The organism is Streptomyces sp. NPDC058683 (assembly GCF_042716195.1).
Taxonomy (GTDB): Bacteria; Actinomycetota; Actinomycetes; order Streptomycetales; family Streptomycetaceae; genus Streptomyces.
The window spans coordinates 97,015-112,590 of sequence record NZ_JBHXSK010000021.1 but is presented as its reverse complement, the minus strand read 5'-3'; the positions used below and the strand labels follow the sequence as shown (position 1 = coordinate 112,590).

The window sequence follows — 15,576 nt, the reverse complement described above, 5'->3', positions numbered from 1 at the left end:
CGTCCACCCCGTCATCGGGGTGGACGCCGGTACGGCGAGCCTGCGCGAGGCGGACCACCTGATCCACGAACTGCTGGGCCGACTGGCGCTCCCGGAGGGCGTGTTCGCCTGCACCCACCTGTACCGCACCGACGAGCGCCGGGGAACGACGATCTCGCTGACCCTGCGGGACGCGGACGCGGTGTGGCAGGAACTGCTGACCGAGCTGCCGGAGGGGGCCGGTCTGGTCCTGGGCGACCGCGCACACGGCCCGAGCGAGGCGGTGGACTCGGCCCGCCAGGCGGCCGCCGCGCCCCGGAACTCCGGCCGGGCGGTTGTCTATCCCGGTGTGGAGCACCTGACCGGCACGGTCACCGTGGCGGACGTACTCGACCGGACCGCCATCGAACGCCTCGTCGTGATGGGCGCACCTGCCGATGAACTCCCCAGGACCGCACAGGTGTTGACCCAGGACCATGTACGCCCGGAATGGCGCGACGGCTCTCTCACCCTCGTCCTGGTCCCGGCGGCGGGCGGCCTGCTGGCCCCCTTCGAGGTCCCCAACCCCACTCCGTGCTGCGTGGACCACCCCTGACGCGCGGGTTATCCCTTAGTGACATGGCCTGGTCAACTCTGTCAGGCTTCGGTCTCGCACCACTCGTAACGCGTGACCTGTGACCGCTCCCCGGCGCACCCCTGCCGGGCGGGCGGTCACCGAGCAGACCGGGATCCCGGTCGCCGCAAAGGAGTTTCGTGTGAGATCGACCCCCCACAAGGCCTTCGTCACCAGTGCGTTGGCCATCGCGGCGCTGGCCGCGGCCCTGCTCCCCGGCAGCACGGCGTCGGCCGCCGAGGAGGCGGCCTGCACGCCGACCCAGGCGGTCGCCAACGGCGGCTTCGAGAGCGGCACTTCGTCCTGGACCCAGTCCTCGACCAGTGTGATCACCAGCCGCACCGGGCAGAGCGCCCACGGCGGCACGAGCTTCGCCTGGCTCGACGGCGTCGGCAGCACGCACACCGACACGCTCTCCCAGAGCGTCACGGTCCCGTCCGGGTGCAGCAGTGCCACCCTCACCTTCTGGCTGCACATCGACACCGCCGAGACGACCTCGTCCACCGCGTACGACAAACTCACGGCGAAGATCGGCAGCACGACGCTGGCGACGTACTCGAACCTGAACAAGGCCACCGGCTACGTCCAGAAGTCGTTCGACGTGTCGGCGTTCGCCGGCCAGACCGTGAGCCTCGCCTTCAGCGGCGTCGAGGACTCCAGCCTCCAGACGAGCTTCGTCGTCGACGACATCGCCCTCAACACCTCCGGCGACACCGCCCCGCCGGCCGACTCGACGCGCACGCCGGCCGCCCCGTCGTACACCGTCAGTCTCAGCAGCAACACCGCCGGTACCGTCTGGACCGGACACGAGAGCACGACCTTCACCAACGCCTCGGCCACTCCGCTCACCGAGGTGTACCTGCGGCTGTGGGACAACTACCACGGCACCTGCTCCGCGCCGCCGATCACGGTCACCAACGTCACCGGCGGCACCGCGGGCGCCCTCTCGGTCGCCTGCACGGCCCTCCAGATCGCGCTGCCGACCCCGCTGGCGCAGGGTCAGTCGACCACGATCGGCTTCGACCTCGGGATCACCGTCCCGAGCGGCGCCGACCGGTTCGGCTACGACGGCGCCTTCAGCATGATCGGCAACGCGCTGCCGGTCCTCGCGGTCAAGGACGGCTCGGGCTGGCACCTGGACCCGTACACCAACAACGGTGAGTCGTTCTACTCCCTGGCCGCCGACTTCAAGGTGACCCTCGACCACCCGACCACCCTGCTGGTCCCGGCCACCGGCGCCTCGGTCGACACCCCCGGCACCAGCGGACGCACGGTGACCACGGCCACCGCCTCCAAGGTCCGTGACTTCGCCTGGGCGGCGGGCCCGTTCACCAAGATCTCGGGTACGTCGACGGCGGGCACCCCGATCAACATCTACTCGGTGTCGGGCATCAGTTCGTCCAGCGCCCAGTCGATGCTCACCACGGCCAAGTCCGCGGTCGACGCCCACGCGGGACGCTTCGGCGCCTACCCGTACGGCGAGCTGGACGCCGTCATCGACAACAACTTCTGGTTCGGCGGCATGGAGTACCCCGGCTTCGTCCTCGACCTGGTCTCCACCACGGCGCTCACCCATGAGATCGGCCACCAGTGGTTCTACGGCATCGTCGGCGACGACGAGTACAACAGCCCCTGGCTGGACGAGGCGTTCACCGACTACGCCACCGACCTGGCCCTGGGCAGCACCGGCACGAACTGCTGGAACAGCGTCTCCTGGGCCTCGTCCGCGGAGAACATCACCAACTCGATGGCCTACTGGGACACCCACTCCTCCCGCTACTCCACCGTCGTCTACGGCTACGGCAAGTGCGCCCTGCACGATCTGCGCCGCACCCTGGGTGACACCGTGATGGCCAAGCTCCTGAAGGACTACGCCACCGCGCACTGGTACGGCGTCTCGACCACGGCCGAGTTCAAGGCCGCCGCGCAGGCCGCCACGACCACGGACCTGACGTCGTTCTGGACCACCCACCGCATCATCGGCTGACGCACACCGGCCCGTACGCCCGGGCGTGGGACGGCCGTAGGTCAAGGCCGTCCCACGTCGGGGCTGTTCCCGCTCCTGGCGTACACCGCGGTGTGGTAATCCTTCCGTCGTCCCGTACGCCGAGGAATGCCGTGGTACCGCCTCCATGAACCAGTCCCGTCCCCTTGCCCTCCGTCGCCGCGAGGTCTCCGTGGCACCGGAGCGGCTGGCGATGCTCGGCGACGCCGTGTTCGCCATCGCCATCACCCTGCTCGCCCTCGACATCACCGTCCCCGAGGGTCTGCACGACGCCGAAGTCGCCCACGCCGTCCGCGAGTTGTTTCCCGCGATCGGCGCGTATCTGCTGAGTTTCGCCGTCATCGGCGTGCTCTGGCTGACCCAGCACGCCCTGTTCACGCTGATAGCCGAGGTCGACCGCTGGCTGCTCTACCTGTACTTCGCCCTGCTCGCGGTCGTGGCCGCGCTGCCCTTCCCGACCAAGCTGCTCAGCGAGTACGGCGAGACGACCACGGCGACGGCCTGCTACTCGGGCGCGATCGCCCTGTCCCTCGGCCTCCTGTGCGCGATGTACCTGCGGCTGCTGACCGCACCCGCGCTGGCCACCCCGGACGCGGACCCCGGGCGGCTGCGGACGACGGTCCGCAGCAACCTCCTGGTCGTCCTGGTCTTCGCCACGGCGATCCCAGTGGCGTTCTGGTCACCGAACCTCGCCAAGTACTGGTGGTTGCTGGCGATCCCGGTCCGTGCCGTGCACCGCAGGCCCGCGGAGAGCGCCGCCGGGGCGCCGGCCGGGGCGGAGCCCGGGAACTGAGGGCAGCGCGAGGCCCCGGCCCGCGGACTGCGGGCCGGGGCCGTGAAGGGCCGGCTCAGGTCAGCAGACGGTCTTGACGGCCGTCTCGACGAAGCGGGCCGTGGTCTTCGGGTGGCTGATCATCGGCACGTGGGACGCACCCGGCACCTCGATGACCTTCTTGGCGCCCGCGCGCTCGTAGAAGAAGCGCTCCAGGGCCGGCGGGATCGCCTTGTCCTCGCCGGCCACCAGGCCGAAGGACGGGATGGTGCGCCAGGCGGCCGCCTGGGTGACATCGGTCAGCGAGGAAGCGCTGAAGGGTCGCTGGGTCGCCTGCATCAGCCGCGTGGTGGCCACCGGCAGGTCGGCGCAGAAGGCCGCCCGGAACTTGTCCGCCGTCAGGTAGAGGTCGGTTCCGGTGGAGCCGTCGGCGTTGGTGAAGGGCACCGCCTCGGCCGCGTCGGCGATCAGGGAGCCCGGGTACTTGTTGAGCAGGACGCCGAGCTGCTCGCCCTCGGCGGGGGCGAACGAGGCGATGTAGACCAGCGCCTTGACGTTGTCGTTGCCGGCGGCCGCGTTGGTCATGACGGCACCGCCGTAGGAGTGCGCGACCAGGACGATCGGGCCCTCGATCGAGGCGAGGACACTGGCCAGGTAGGGGACGTCCGTGGGCAGGCCGCGCAGCGGGTTGGCGGGCGCGATGCACTCGTAACCCGCGTGCTGGAGTTCGGCGATGACGCCGTTCCAGCCGGAGGCGTCGGCGAAGCCGCCGTGTACCAGCACGACGGTCGGCCTGACCTTGGACGTGCTCCGCTCGGTGGTCGCGGCGGTGGCCACGGACGGGGTGAGGAGGGCCGACGTCGCGGCTACGGCCGCTCCGGTGGCGAGCACGCTGCGGCGCGAGAACGTGGGACGGTCCTGCATGAAGTGGCTCCTGTGTGATGTGCGGGGAAGTGCGCCTCGCCGGGCCGGGGGGCCGTCCGGCGAGGCGGTCGTACGCTGCCCGGAAACCCTCGGCGCAGATCAGGACGTGGCGGTGCCCTCGGCGGCCTGGGCGATGACGGCCGCCACCGAGGCCGGACGCGAGACGTAGACGGCGTGGCTGCCCGGGGTCTCGCTGACCGTCGCCCCGGCGCGCTCGGCCATCGTGTGCTGCACCGGCGGCGGGATCATCCGGTCGTCGGTCGCGACCAGGTACCAGGACGGCTTGACCCGCCAGGCCGGCTCGGTGATCGCCCCGCCGGCCGCGTCCAGGCCCCACGGCACCTGCGAGTCGGCCATGAACGACGCCTGCGCCTCGGGCACGTCGGCGGCGAAGGACGCCGCGAACTTCTCCCGGTCCAGGAACAGGAACCCGTCCCGGGGCGGCAGGATCGGCGGCACCGGAGCGCCGGGCGCCGGGTCGGAGACCAGCGTGTTGACCGACTCGCCCTTGTCGGGCGCGAACGCGGCGATGTAGACGAGCGCGGCGACACCGGGGTGGTGGCCCGCCTCGGTGATGACGGCACCGCCGTAGGAGTGGCCGACCAGGACGGCGGGACCGTCGAGGTCGTCGAGGACCTGGTGGGTGGCGGCCACGTCACCCGCGAGCGACAGCGTCGGATTCTGGACGATCGCGACCCGGTAGCCGTCGGCGGTCAGCTGCTCGTGCACGCCCTGCCAGCCCGATCCGTCCACGAAGCCACCGTGTACGAGCACGATGTTCCTGATGGTCGTCATGATGCCCCTGACCTGGAGGGACAGGCCCCACGCCTGTCCGATGCGCCCCAGTCAAGTCGCGCCGGCCCGGGCGGACCACGCAGAACAGCACGCAGAACCACGGCACTTCACGCCGTCCGGTGGATCACGGCGCGGCGGCCGCCCGGTCCGCACAGCGGGCGTGCGCCTCGGCGTCGCCGAGCGCCTCGAACATCCTGGACGCACGCGTGTAGGCCTGCCGGCTCTCGTCGGTCCGGCCCTCCTCGGCCAGCAGGGCCGCGAGGTTCTCCAGACCGTCGGCATGCCAGTGGCTGGGGTCGAACCGCTCGCCGGGAGCGGTGGCCTCGGCCAGCGCCGCGATGGCCTCCTCACGACGGCCCAGCAGCGCCAGGCACTTGCCGAGCGGGACCAGCGTGTGCCGCCGGATGAACTCCGCGGTGCCCGGGGTCATCCCCGAGCCCTCGTCGCTCGCCAGGGCGACCACCTCACGCAGGCTCTCCAGCGCCTCCTGGTAGCGCCCCAGATCCCGCAGGCAGAGACCGAGGTTGATGAGGCTGGAGCAGTAGGCGTCGGCGTCACCGAGGCCCTTGAACATCTCCGCCGCCCGGGACGCGGACGCGGCGGCCTCGTCGAGCCGCCCGAGCAGCCGGTACCCCGGTACGGCGTAGCAGTGCGCCCACGCGACCTGCGCCGTCGCGCCGCTGAGGGTGGCCAGGTCCATCGCCTCGGCCGTGTACCGCAGGACGGCCTCCGCGTCCCGGGTCTGGACCCCGTGCACCCAGGCCACGTGGTTCAGCTGGGCCGCGTGCCGCGCCCGGTCACCGAGGGCGGCGGCGGCCTGCGCGCCGAGGGTGAAGACCTCGTTCCAGTGCGGACCGTGCAGCCACCGGTCGGAGTACCACTCCATCGCCTCGGCGCAGTCCAGCACCACGGCGTGCCGGCCGTCGGCAGCCGCGAGCCGCAACGCGCCCAGCCAGTTGTCCGCGTTGGCGCGCAGCCAGCCGTCGGCCTCCTCCGGGGACGCGGGGGAGGCGAGGCCGGTGTTCTCCTCGTCCGGGCGGCCGTGCGCGGGCCCGAACCGGGCGCCCGCGGTCGTGGCGGTGCGCAGCAGCCAGGACGTGATCCGCTCGGTGAGCGCGTCGCTCTCGCCGGCGGTCTCCTCCTGCTGCAACCGGTCACGGGCGAAGAGTCTGACCAGGTCGTGGAAGCGGTACCGGCCCGCGGCGGTGTCCTGCAACAGGCCCAGGTCGACGAGGTCGTCGAGGGCGTCCCAGGCGTCCTCGGCCGAGGCCCCGCCGGCCACCGCGGCGAGGGCGGCGTCGAAGTCCCGCCCGGGCACGACGGCGAGCCTGCGGAAGATCCGCCGCGCGGTGGGGGCGAGTTGCTCGTACGACATCCCGAACGCGTTGGCGATCTTGAGGTCGCCGGCCCTGAACTGGTCGAGGCGACGCTCCTCGTCGGCCAGCCGGTGGGCGAGTTCGTCGGCGCTCCAGCCGGGCCGGCTCACCAGCCGGTTGCCGATGATCCGCAGTGCCAGCGGCAGCCCGCCGCACAGCTGCGCGAGCCGGGTGAGCGCCGACTCCCCGTCCGTCGCGGACCGTTCGCCGAGAATGCCGGTCAGCAGCTCGGTGGCCTCCGGCATCTGCAGAGGGCCCAGGATGAGCCTGCGCACGCCCTCCAGGCCGGACAGCAGCCGCCGGCTGGTGACCAGCGCCCGGGCCGCGCCCCCGCCCGGCAGCAGCGGGCGCACCTGCTCCTCGGACGCGGCGTTGTCGAGGACGACGAGGACCCGCCGGTCCCGCAGCAGCGAGCGGTACAGGGAGGCACGCCCGTGGGTGTCGGCCGGCAACTGCTGCTCCGCGACACCGAGCGCGCCCAGCAGCAGCGCCAGGGCGTCGTCGACGGCCAGCGGGCGCTGGGACATGCCGAACAGGTCGAGGAAGTACACCCCGTCGGGAAAGCCGGGCCGCACGGCGTGGGCGGCGCGGATGGCGAAGGTGGTCTTCCCCAGCCCGGCCGAGCCGGTGACGAGCCCCACCACGGCGACGCCGGGCGCGAGTTCGCTCTGCACGAGTGCGTCGACCCAGGCCAGTTCGGCGGCCCGGCCGGTGAAGTCGTCGACGGACCGGGGGAGTTCGCACAGCCCGGTCGGACGGGTCCAGTGGTCCCGCAGCCGGGCGTCCCTCGCGAGCTGCAGGAGTTGCTGCCGGGCGTCGTAGGCCAGCGAGAGCGCGTCCGCGACGGCGGTGACGGTCCGCTGCTGGGGCCCCTTGCTCCGGCCGCGCTCGATGTCCGACAGGGTCCGGGCACTGACCCCCGACACGTCGGCCAGCTGCTCCAGGGTCAGACGGGCCGCGCGGCGATGGCGTCGCAGCAACTGGGCGAAGGTCGGACGCTCGTCGATCGGGCTGCTCCTTCTCGGCGATATGGGCACTTGCCCCACTTCGAACGCCCGTAAGCCTACTCGGGGCCCGTGGAGCCCCCGCCCCGTCGCCCGAAGGGCCCAGCAGAACTTGCATCACTCGTATGGCGGGCCTGGCGTGCAGCCGGTCGGCCGACCCGGAAGCCTAGGATCCATAACCTGACAAAAGGTAAATCTTCTGCCTTGTCCGGTAGGAGGCGGGGCCGCACCTCACGACGGAAGGAGAGACGGGATGTCGCACCGCACCGGGAGAACCCGCTGGCGGCTCTTCGCGGTGGTCCTGGTGCCCTCCGTCGCCGCGTGCGCGACCGTCGGCATCGGCATGGCCGAGGGTGTGCTCGCCGCGTCGTTCTTCATCTCCGGCCAGAAGTTCCAGGTCACCGCCGATTCGCTGACCGCCCGTGGGGTCAGTCTCTACAGCATGATCGACGTGACCAGGAAGCACGAACTCGTCCCCGTCGTGGTCACCGGCTTCCGGCATGCGAAGGTCAGCGGCCTGTGCGAGGCCATCACGGTCGACGTTCCGGTGCTCGGCACACAGACCCTGCGGCTCACCAGCGGCGACCACCAGCTGGCCGAGGCGTCGGACCTGTTCCTCGACGCGACGGCCGAAGGGGCATCGGACGCGAACTTCACCGGCCTCGACATCGGTGTCGCCCAGGGCGCCGTCTCCAAAGGCCCGGTCAGGTCCGGCGACCGGGACTCCCGGTTCTTCAATCCGGACGGCATCGCCCTCCAGTCCACCTCGGTCACCCTGACCGACGTCCGGGTGAACACGCTCGCGCTGTCCGCCGGCACCTTCAACGTCCCTGGTCTGCGGGTGCGCATCCAATCAGGCAACCGCACATGCCCCTGACCCGGCGGACCACGACAGCACTGATCAGGACAGGACGCGTGATCACCAAACCCTTCGCCAGACCGGGCGAACTGCTCGCCGCGGCACCGGAGTTCCGGCGCAGGTTCCGAACCTGGCGCGGCGAACGCCCCTTCTGGGCCGCGCTGTTCACCTTCGCCGCCGGGCTGCCCATCCTCTACTGGCCCTACGCGAGACTGGACCTGGGCGGCATCCCGCTCGCGCTGTCGACCACATCGGGCGCCGGGGCCCTGGTGATCGGAATCCTGCTCATGGTCCTGGGCGTCGCGCTGTGCTGCCGTACCCATCTGCGGGTCTTCGCCGGGATCGCCACCCTCCTGCTCGCCGTCATCTCCTTCCCCGTGGCGAACTTCGGCGGCCTTTTCCTCGGTGTCGCCTCCGGTCTGATCGGCGGCTCCCTGGCCTGTGCCTGGTTGCCGCCCACGGCCGGGGAGCCGTCGGCACCGCCGAGCATGGACGCGACCACGGCCGTGCCGGCGCCGGAGGGCCCAAGTGGCGGCTGCTGACGACCGCGCCGGCGGGAGCGCCCACACCGACGGGCGCGGCCGCCCGCGCCGTACGAGTACGACCCGTTCCGTGCTCGCCCGTGCGCTGCGGCCGCTCGCCTGCGCGGCGGCGGTGTCCTGCCTGTCCCTGTCCCTGTACCCGGGGCCCCTGCACCCGGGCGTGGGCCTGTCCGCGGCGCCCGCCGACGCGCCACGCCGCGGCGCGCACCCGCCCCGCGCCGCCAAGGGCTCCTGGGTGCTGCGCGCCGACCGGCTCGTGCTGCGGGGCGCCAGGTTCCACGGGACGGCCACGGTGCACACCGCGACGGGTACCGTCCGGGCACTGAAGTTCACGGTGCGGTCACTGGATGCCGTCGACCTCGACCTGACCGCGGGCCGAGGCCGCGCGGCGCTGCGCCTGCGGGCCAGACCGGCGACGACCTCGACGCTCAAGGGCCAGGGCGCCCGCGGTGTGATCACCCTTTACGTCCGCAAGCTGTCCGGCAGGGTCACGGGCCTCGGCGGCAGCCCGCTCCCGGCGCGCCGTAAAGTCACCGTCACCCCCGGGGCCGTACCCCGCTGGCTCTCGCGCCCGGTCACCCGCACGCGCACGATCACCCTCGTCTCGGCGACCGTGACACAGGTCGTGCAGCTCGGCGGCCGACTGTCCATCAAGGGAGCACAGTTGCGACCCGCGGCCAGGTGACCTACGCCCCCGGCAGCGGCCGGACCGTGAGGATCTGCGACGCGTGTCCGACCGGGCCGTCCACGTCGTGCAGGACCGTGCTGGTGAGACCCTGCCCGGTCGGGCCGAAGGTGACCTTGGTGTCCAGCCCCGTCCAGATGCCACGGGGCTGGCGGTGCAGGTGGATGGTCAGGTCGACGTTCGGGAACATCCACTCGGTGGGCGACTGCCGGACGGCGATGCCGTTGGCGGTGTCGACCAGGGTGAGATACGAGGCGAGCGGGCTGACCGGAACACCGGCGACCAGCTCCAGGGGTGAGGAGATCCAGGCGGCCGTACGGCCCGGGCGTCGCGGTTCGACCGGGCGGATCTCCACGGAGTCGATGTAGCCGCCGGGCCAGAGCTCGCCCGCCGGCCACGGCGCGAGGGAGTCCGGCGGGACGAGACGGTCGTCGGGACCGCCGGCGACCGCGGCGGTGTCGAGTTCGGCCAGGTACCAGGCACGGGCCCGCAGGACCGAGCGGCCGGAGATCCGTACGACCGCTTCGAGAAGCTCGATGGTCCGCCCGGGACGGACGGTCTCCACCTCGATCTCGCACTCGTCCAGGGCGAGGCGGCCGAGGATGTCGTAGCTGATCCGGGACATCAGCAGACCGTTGTCCGGACCCGCGGCCCGGTACCGGTCGAGGGCGTGGACGACCAGCCCCGACAGCGGACTGAAGTGCTGCTCGTCCGGGGCCCAGGCCCCGCCCGCGTGCGGCGTCGGCTTGTAGCGGCGGTCGTCGACGGCCTCGAAGTAACTGCCCTGGGACACGGTCGGGAGGGACAACGGACGATTCTCCTTACGGGGTGACCACCCTCGACGCTACCGGCATGCGCGCATCTCACCGCGTGAGAAAGTGCACAGTGCAATCACTGTGCGGGCGGCACGGGTTCATTCTCCCGCGCCGGCTGCCGTGCGGTCGGCGCAGGACCGCGCAGGCCGTTTCCCACCGCCGCTCGGCGTTCGCGGGGCCCGGCCGGCGCACGGCGAGCGTCACCTCGGCGCCCGCGAGGTGCCGTCCGTGCACGGACCAGGACGGCTCGGGACCAGGAGTGGCAGGGCCACCCGGGCGGTGCGGGTCCTGCCTACCCTGGGCCTATGACAGCCGTCGGCGATCCGGGTGCCCTGGCCGGCTATCTCAGGGCCCGCAGGCAACTCGTCCGGCCCGCCGACGCGGGCATCCCCGACGACGGCAGGCGCCGGGTACCCGGGCTGCGCCGTGAGGAGGTCGCCTTCCTGGCCGGGGTCAGCTCCGACTACTACGTGCGCCTGGAACAAGGCCGCGACCGCCACCCTTCCGAACAGGTGCTGGTCAGCATCGCCGGCGCGCTGCAGCTGGACGAGGAGGCCACCGCCTACCTGATCGGGCTCGGCACGGCTCCGCAGGCCACCCGCGGCCGCCGTGCACGCAGACCGGAGAAGGCCGGTGACGGCATCCGCACACTGATCGGCACCTGGCCGCTGACTCCGGCGTACGTCCACGGCAGGTACATGGACGTCCTCACCGCGAACCGGCTCGCCCTCGCCCTCTCACCGTCCTACGCTCCGGGCCGCAACACGATCCTCGACGCGTTCCTGCTGCCGGAGCTGCGCGAGCTGCACACGGACTGGGAGGCCATGACCGCCCGCGTGGTCCCGTATCTGGGCCCGCCACGACGTCCGGCACAAGTCGACCGGAACCAGCCTGCTGCGGCACCCCCAGGTCGGCCCGCTCGAACTGCACTACGAGAAGCTCCTGATCCCCGGCAGCGCGGGCCAGACCCTGGTCACCTATCACGCGCGCCCCGGCAGTGACTCCGAGGACCGCCTGCGGCTGCTCGCCTCCCTGGACGGTCCTGCCCGCCCCGGCACCGGTGCACCGGCCCCCTCCGCACCGGCCGCGGACCCGCGTACCGCACGGTGAGCGAACGGGACGGCACGCGTCGCGCCGGCACCCGGACCGTCCTCGGGTGCCGGCGCGAGCCGCAGCGAGGGGTCAGCCCGTGTGGCCCTCGCCATGGCCGCCGTGACCCGCCCCGTGGTCGAACTTCATCGCCTCCTCGGGCATGACGACGAACGGCCGCATCATGCCCATGTCCTCGTGTTCGAGGAGGTGGCAGTGGTACATGAACCGGCCGTACGCGCCGTCGAACTTCCCCATGACGCGCAGGATCTGGCCGCCCGGCACCCGGAAGACGTCCTTGTGGCCGAGCTCGTTGGGTGCCAGCGGGAGCTGGGTCGCCGCGTTGTACGCGATCGGCTTGGCCGTACCGCCCACCGCCGGGTCGAAGCCCGAGACGTCGTAGGCGTCGCGGCCCATGAGCTGGAAGTCGGCCAGGTGGATGTGCATCGGGTGGACGATCGGCGCGAGGTTGAGGAAGCTCCACTGCTCGTAGGAGCCCTCGGCGATGGTGAAGCCCAGCGCGTCGTTGAAGGTCCGGGAGGTGCGGCGGTACGTCTTCGTCGTGCCGTCGGCTCCGGTGAGCTGGATGACGCCCTCGGCGGGGACCTGGATGCCGCCGGGGTCGGCGACCTCGGCCATCTCCCAGATCTCCGGGTGGCCGCCGGCGCCCTTGGTGGCCGGCGGGGTGAGCACGATCAGCCGGTGGCCGTGCGGGACGTCGTGCGTGAGCCGGCGGAAGGAGCCGGAGAGCACCTCGGGCAGCTCGAAGGTGTCCGTCTCACCGCTGCACCCGACCCGGAACTCCAGGACCGCCGGATAGCGCACGTCACCGGCCGGGTCGGGGACGCCCGGCGCCTGGTTGCGGCCCTTGTTGACCAGACGCAGCTTCTTGCCGGCCAGGCCCCGGAAGTCGACGAGCAGGTCGAAGCGCTCGGCGGGGGCCACGGTCAGCGTCGGCAGTGCGTCGTCGAAGTCGACCGGGACCGGGCGGGGCAGCAGTCCGCCGTCGCTGCCGATCTGGTGGATGACGCCCGGGACCGGGCTGCCGTCCTCGTCGACCAGGACGAGGTTGTAGATGCGCGCGTTGGACGCGTTGACGAGCCGGAAGCGGTACCAGGCGTCGGCCACCTCGGCGTACGGCCAGATGCGGCCGTTGACCGTCGTGTACGGGCCGGTGAACGGGGTGGTGACCGGCTTGCCGGTCTCCGGGTTCTGCTGCTGGACGATCACCGTCTTGTGCAGCAGCCGGCCGTTGAGCCGGCCGTCCTCGTCGGTGTCCAGGTTCCGGTCGGCGAGCAGCAGCGGGATCTCCCGCTCCCCGCAGGGGAGCCCGAGCGCGTCCTCCTCGTCGTCGCGGACGAGGTAGGTGCCGTACAGGCCCGTGTGCACGTTCCACCGCGTCACGTTCATGGCGTGGTCGTGGTACCACCACTGCACCGCCTGGTGGTCGTTCGGGTACTCCGAGAGCTGGGCGTCGCCGAAGCCGACGGCGTTGTCCGCCCAGCCGTCGTTGCCCCCGCCGGTCTGCGCTCCGTGCAGGTGGGTCACCGTCCAGGCGGGCAGGGCGGCGACGTCCTTGTTCGGTTCGACGCCCGCGCGGCCGGGTTCGGTGCTGGGCGGTGCGGTGCCCGGCGCGGCGCCCGGCACCTCGACCGAAGTGACCGGATACTCACTGCCCCTGGGGATCCGGTTGGTCCAGGCGATGCGGACGCGCTGCCCGCGGCGCACCTCGATGGTCGGGCCCGGCACCTGCCCGTCGTACCCCCACATCAGGGTCGGCGGGAGCTGCGGGTGCAGGCGCACCCAGGCCGGGCGCAGGGCGATCTCCGTCTCGCGCAGCACGTCGCCGGTGCCGGGCCGCAGGACGGGCGGGACGGGCAACGGTGCCACGTACGGCGCCAGTTCCTCCGGAGCCTGCGCGCCTTCCCCCGCGCCGTCCTCGGTGATCCTGTCGATGATGTCGGTCAAGGTCGAACACCCCCGTGTGCTCTGTGGTCTGTCCCTTCACCTCACAGGACTCCCGAGGAATGACCGACGTTCCCTGAATGTCCCGTTCCACCCGAAAGGGTGAAGGATTTCGGCCATGTCCACATGCACTTCGGCACGGTCCGGGGAGGAGGACCGTGCCGAAGTGGTGGGACTGTGCGGAGGTCAGGCCGTGGTGCGCTGCCTGCGGCGCAGGGTCAGGTACGTGCCCGTGGCGCCGGCGGCCAGGAGGGCGCCCGCCCCGAGGCTCACCGGGAGTGTCGGGAACGCGCCGGAGCCGGTCGTCGCGGCCGTGTCCACCATCGCCGGGCCCGGCGTGATGTGCGTGCTGACCGGAGCCACGTGGTGGATCGGGCCGACGTGCTTGACGGAGCCGTTCGCGTTCAGCAGCACCTGCTTGTTGTTGGGGTGCCGGAAGTCGAACATGTTGGTCAGCGAGCCCGCGGTGGCGTCGAAGGAGTGGTCACCGATGCGGCCGGTGCGCCAGTTGTCCTCGATGAAGCGGATGACGGACGACTGGTCGGTCCCCGTGTGGTCGACCTTGTTCACCTTGCTGTAGGGCGAGATGACCAGCAGCGGCTGCCGGGTGCCGGGGCCGCAGCGGTCGGCGTAGCCGCCGGACGCGGCCGGGCCCGCCTGGCAGGCCGCGCTGTCCGTGGCCTTGCCGTTGGAGCCGGCGGTGGTGTCCTTGGAGCCGTTGCGGGGCTTGGCGTAGGCGTGGTCGTACCAGCCGTCGGAGTCGTCGTAGGCGACGACGACCGCCGTGGACTTCCACTCCGGGGAGCTCTGGACGGCGTTGATCTCGTTGACGAGGAAGTGCTGCTCGTCGGTCGGGTCGGAGTACCCGGCGTGGCCGTCCTGGTACTCGCCGGCCTTGAGGAAGCTGACGGCCGGGAGCTTGCCCGCCTTGGCGGCCGCGGTGAAGTCGGTCAGGTCGTAGTTGTGGTTGGCCTGGCCGTTGTGACCGATCTCGTTCACGTTCTTCGGCGCCACGTGGTGCGGGTTGGACGTCGACTTGTAGTACGAGAACGGGTTGTGGTGCGGGCTGTAGTCGACCACGGAGGCGCCGCCGACGTTGGTGTGCGTGGTGTCGCACTTGGCGTAGTCGGCCGACTTGCCGTCCCAGCCGGTCGACGGACGGAAACCGCCCTGGAACCAGCCCCACGTCACGCGCTTGGAGTTGAGCATGTCACCGATGTTCTTGCCCTGCAGCGAGGCCAGCGCGCTGGTGCTGGTGTGGTCCTTGTCGGAGCAGTCGTCGAAGGCCGGGTCGGGGTCGTTGATGACCGTGCCCACACCCTTGGCGTTCGGGGAGGCGATGGCGTACGAGTCGGGCGTCGACGTCTGCTTGCCGGTGACCGAGTCGACGGAGATCGCGCCGTGCGTCTGACCCGAGACCAGGTTGAGCGCGCCGGGCGTGGACGGGCCGTAGACCGAGCTGTAGGAGCGGTCGTTGAGCGCGTACTGCTGGGCGTAGTTCCACAGCCCGGTGACGGTGTTGCCGTCGTAGTAGTCCATGACCAGGCCCGGCTCGCCGAACAGGCCGCCGCTGCACTTGTCGACCTCGGTGTTCTGCACGAACTGGTCGGCCTTGCCGCCGTCGTAGGCCAGCTGCTCGGGCCCGTAGGAGTGGTTCTGGTCGCAGGTCATCGCCTGCGACGAGGAGAGCCGCTTGGGCGCGTACTGGTTCGGGTTCTTCGTCAGCAGCCCGGCGTGCGCGACGGTGTCGATGTCCTTCGGCGTCTTCTTGGACGCCGTGAACTTCGTGCCGTCGGTGTTCGCGGCCTTCGGGTAGGTCGCGAAGTAGTGGTCGAAGGAGATGTTCTCGTCGAACAGCACGACCACGTGCTTGATCGGCGTCGCGGTAGACGACCCGCTGCCGTGTCCGGCGGGAACGGCCGCCCAACTGGGCGCGGTACCGCCGAGGACCGTGAGCGCGGCGGCGCCCGCGAGCGCCCCCAGACTCCTGATCGCCGTTCGTCTTCCTGTGCTGGCCATGCGGACTCACCCTTCGGGCATCAACGTCACTGCGTCGTACAGGCAGGGATGCTTCGCCCGCTTCCGGACGCTGCGGCGGAGCCATGATGGCGGGTGAATGAATAGCGGGTCAGGGATGCTGGGGCAAACCTTGA

The 15,576-nt window shown here is 71.5% G+C and carries 12 protein-coding genes and 1 pseudogene; 7 read left to right on the top strand and 6 right to left on the bottom strand.

Annotated elements, in window-relative coordinates; all coding sequences use genetic code 11:
* The 3 genes from ACFWXC_RS23930 to ACFWXC_RS23920 form a co-directional block, all read left to right on the top strand.
* The coding region (locus tag ACFWXC_RS23930; protein WP_384481729.1) for a hypothetical protein at nt 1-574 on the top strand (574 nt) is incomplete at its 5' end.
* 160 nt (nt 575-734) lie between these two features.
* Nucleotides 735-2,579: a M1 family aminopeptidase gene (locus tag ACFWXC_RS23925; RefSeq protein ID WP_384481727.1), complete on the top strand. Its 1,845-nt coding sequence runs from the start codon at nt 735-737 to the stop codon at nt 2,577-2,579.
* A gap of 145 nt (nt 2,580-2,724) precedes the next feature.
* Nucleotides 2,725-3,390, top strand: coding sequence for a TMEM175 family protein (locus tag ACFWXC_RS23920; RefSeq protein ID WP_384481725.1), 666 nt, complete (start codon nt 2,725-2,727; stop codon nt 3,388-3,390).
* 60 nt (nt 3,391-3,450) lie between these two features.
* Here the strand turns inward: ACFWXC_RS23920 and ACFWXC_RS23915 are convergent, their stop codons facing one another.
* The 3 genes from ACFWXC_RS23915 to ACFWXC_RS23905 form a co-directional block, all read right to left on the bottom strand.
* Nucleotides 3,451-4,293 (bottom strand): alpha/beta fold hydrolase, encoded by an 843-nt coding sequence (locus ACFWXC_RS23915; protein ID WP_384481723.1) that lies wholly within the window; start codon nt 4,291-4,293, stop codon nt 3,451-3,453.
* Nucleotides 4,294-4,392: 99 nt separating this feature from the next.
* Complete coding sequence (locus tag ACFWXC_RS23910; protein WP_384481721.1) at nt 4,393-5,088, bottom strand: alpha/beta fold hydrolase; 696 nt, start codon at nt 5,086-5,088, stop codon at nt 4,393-4,395.
* 124 nt (nt 5,089-5,212) lie between these two features.
* Nucleotides 5,213-7,501, bottom strand: a complete 2,289-nt coding sequence (locus ACFWXC_RS23905; protein ID WP_384481719.1) for a tetratricopeptide repeat protein — start codon at nt 7,499-7,501, stop codon at nt 5,213-5,215.
* Nucleotides 7,502-7,721: 220 nt separating this feature from the next.
* On the opposite strand from ACFWXC_RS23905, the gene ACFWXC_RS23900 reads away from it, so the two are divergent.
* From ACFWXC_RS23900 to ACFWXC_RS23890, 3 genes are read left to right on the top strand one after another with little or no spacing between them, the layout of a single operon-like run.
* Nucleotides 7,722-8,345: a DUF6230 family protein gene (locus ACFWXC_RS23900; protein ID WP_384481717.1), complete on the top strand. Its 624-nt coding sequence runs from the start codon at nt 7,722-7,724 to the stop codon at nt 8,343-8,345.
* 38 nt (nt 8,346-8,383) lie between these two features.
* Nucleotides 8,384-8,869 carry a DUF6114 domain-containing protein gene (locus ACFWXC_RS23895; protein WP_384481715.1) on the top strand — a complete coding sequence of 162 codons (486 nt, stop codon included), beginning with the start codon at nt 8,384-8,386 and terminating at the stop codon, nt 8,867-8,869.
* Nucleotides 8,856-9,554 carry a hypothetical protein gene (locus ACFWXC_RS23890; RefSeq protein WP_384481713.1) on the top strand — a complete coding sequence of 233 codons (699 nt, stop codon included), beginning with the start codon at nt 8,856-8,858 and terminating at the stop codon, nt 9,552-9,554. The genes ACFWXC_RS23895 and ACFWXC_RS23890 overlap by 14 nt, the downstream gene beginning before the upstream one ends.
* Before the next feature lies 1 nt (nt 9,555).
* Here ACFWXC_RS23890 and ACFWXC_RS23885 read toward each other — a convergent pair whose 3' ends face one another.
* The gene (locus tag ACFWXC_RS23885; RefSeq protein WP_384481711.1) at nt 9,556-10,362 is read right to left on the bottom strand and encodes a thioesterase family protein; all 807 of its coding nucleotides are present in this window, start codon (nt 10,360-10,362) and stop codon (nt 9,556-9,558) included.
* Between the two features lie 312 nt (nt 10,363-10,674).
* Here ACFWXC_RS23885 and ACFWXC_RS23880 point away from each other — a divergent pair.
* A pseudogene (locus ACFWXC_RS23880) lies at nt 10,675-11,479 on the top strand (helix-turn-helix domain-containing protein).
* Nucleotides 11,480-11,551: 72 nt separating this feature from the next.
* Here ACFWXC_RS23880 and phsA read toward each other — a convergent pair.
* Together phsA and ACFWXC_RS23870 are read right to left on the bottom strand one after the other, a co-directional pair.
* Nucleotides 11,552-13,426 (bottom strand): O-aminophenol oxidase PhsA, encoded by a 1,875-nt coding sequence (gene phsA / locus ACFWXC_RS23875; RefSeq protein WP_384481709.1) that lies wholly within the window; start codon nt 13,424-13,426, stop codon nt 11,552-11,554.
* A gap of 183 nt (nt 13,427-13,609) precedes the next feature.
* Nucleotides 13,610-15,442, bottom strand: a complete 1,833-nt coding sequence (locus ACFWXC_RS23870) for a phospholipase C (RefSeq protein WP_384481707.1) — start codon at nt 15,440-15,442, stop codon at nt 13,610-13,612.
* Nucleotides 15,443-15,576: the final 134 nt, after the last annotated feature.

What these genes read in the sequence shown, in the direction of transcription:
- ACFWXC_RS23920 (WP_384481725.1), top strand. Translation starts at nt 2,725, where the DNA reads ATGAACCAGTCCCGTCCCCTTGCCCTCCGTCGCCGCGAGGTCTCCGTG.
- ACFWXC_RS23910 (WP_384481721.1), bottom strand. Translation starts at nt 5,088, where the DNA reads ATGACGACCATCAGGAACATCGTGCTCGTACACGGTGGCTTCGTGGAC.
- ACFWXC_RS23900 (WP_384481717.1), top strand. Translation starts at nt 7,722, where the DNA reads ATGTCGCACCGCACCGGGAGAACCCGCTGGCGGCTCTTCGCGGTGGTC.
- ACFWXC_RS23915 (WP_384481723.1), bottom strand. Translation starts at nt 4,293, where the DNA reads ATGCAGGACCGTCCCACGTTCTCGCGCCGCAGCGTGCTCGCCACCGGA.
- ACFWXC_RS23870 (WP_384481707.1), bottom strand. Translation starts at nt 15,442, where the DNA reads ATGGCCAGCACAGGAAGACGAACGGCGATCAGGAGTCTGGGGGCGCTC.